This is a genomic window from Dietzia sp. SLG310A2-38A2, from assembly GCF_014145095.1.
Classification (GTDB): domain Bacteria; phylum Actinomycetota; class Actinomycetes; order Mycobacteriales; family Mycobacteriaceae; genus Dietzia.
In genome coordinates this window covers 2,717-4,043 of record NZ_JAALDX010000525.1, presented here as the reverse complement: position 1 = coordinate 4,043, position 1,327 = coordinate 2,717, and the positions used below count along the sequence as shown (strand labels likewise).

1 protein-coding gene and 2 pseudogenes are annotated in these 1,327 nt (G+C 71.8%); 1 reads left to right on the top strand and 2 read right to left on the bottom strand.

The window, feature by feature from the left end; translation table 11 throughout:
- Positions 1 to 221, bottom strand: a pseudogene (locus G6027_RS16625) (mycothiol synthase); the annotation flags it as partial.
- Positions 218 to 907, bottom strand: coding sequence for a response regulator transcription factor (locus G6027_RS16620; RefSeq protein WP_182638116.1), 690 nt, complete (start codon positions 905 to 907; stop codon positions 218 to 220). The gene G6027_RS16620 and the pseudogene G6027_RS16625, both read right to left, overlap by 4 nt.
- A gap of 84 nt (positions 908 to 991) precedes the next feature.
- Here G6027_RS16620 and G6027_RS16615 point away from each other — a divergent pair.
- Positions 992 to 1,327: pseudogene (locus G6027_RS16615) on the top strand (DUF2993 domain-containing protein); the annotation flags it as partial.

Here is a 1,327-nt window from a genome sequence, read left to right as displayed (position 1 = left end):
GTCGCTTCCTGGCCACTGCCCTCGAGCTGGGCGTAGCCGGAGATCCCGCCCTCGTCGCCGCGCACCAGGAGATGACGGACGCCCTGGTGGCCGCCCGCCCGGAGCGACCGCAGCGGCTGCTCACCCAGGGGGGCCACCCCGTCCTCGGCTCCGGCGTCCCGGGCGACCGCCTCGATCATGGCGGCCGTCTCGTCGTCCACCGCGTGGTCGATGGCGGTCATGCGTCTCCCCCTTCCTCCCTGCGGTCGGTCGGCCGGACCGCTTTGTACCCGACGTTACGCACGGTGCCGATGAGGGACTCGTGATCCGGTCCCAGCTTGGCCCGCAACCGTCGGACGTGGACGTCGACCGTCCGGGTACCGCCGAAGAAGTCGTAACCCCAGACCTCCTGGAGGAGCTGGGCGCGCGAGAATACCCGCCCGGGGTGTTGGCACAGGTGCTTGAGGAGCTCGAACTCCTTGTAGGTCAGGTCCAGGGGCCGCCCCTTGACCCGGGCCACGTAGGTCTCCTCGTCGATCACGAGTTCACCCACCGTGAGCAACCCGCCGTCGGACTCCCCCTGCGCCGAGTGACGGGCGGCGGAGAGCCTGAACCGGGCGTCCACCTCTGCGGGCCCCGTGGTCGGCAGGATGATGTCGTCGAGACCCCAGTCCCCGCTGACAGCGATCAGTCCGCCCTCCGAGACCACGGCGATGACGGAGATGTCCGCGCTCCCCGAGAGGAGGCGACAGAGCGCACGGGATGCCGCGAGATCGCTCCGCGCGTCGACCACGGCCAGCGCGGCCCCGGACAGCTCGGCCACGGAGGACGCGAGGGCCGGCAACAATCTGACGGAATGGGGCAGGAGCGACAGTGCGGGGACCACCGCCTCGGGGTCGGCTTCAGTCGTGAGGAGCACTACGTCCATGTGTCGCTTCCTCCTCGTCCGGGCGCCCAGACGATACTAGCGACCCGTCCCCCAGTTCCCGCGATCGGAGTAGACCTGAACCCCATGAGAGCCCGTCGCAGCGTCACGGTGGCGACCGCCGCCCTGGCCGTCGTGGTGGCCGGCGCCGTCACCGTGGACTCCGTCAACGCCTCCAGGGTGGAGGCGGACGTGTCCACCCGGATCCGCCCGGCCACACCGGGGGTCGCGGCCCCGTCGGTGATGATCGGCGGCGGCCCGACGTCGCGATGGACCGGGCCCGAGACCCTGGCGTCGGCGTCGATCCGCGTCGAGGGTGTCGCCCGCCCGGGTCTCGGCCCGGTGGCCGTGGAGGCGGTCGTCACCGATCTGCACGTGCCCGGGGACCGGTCCGCCGACATGACCGCGGACGCGGTCGGAGTC

Bases quoted from the DNA above. Each gene is read 5' to 3' on its own strand.
- G6027_RS16620 (WP_182638116.1), bottom strand. From the start codon at position 907: ATGGACGTAGTGCTCCTCACGACTGAAGCCGACCCCGAGGCGGTGGTC.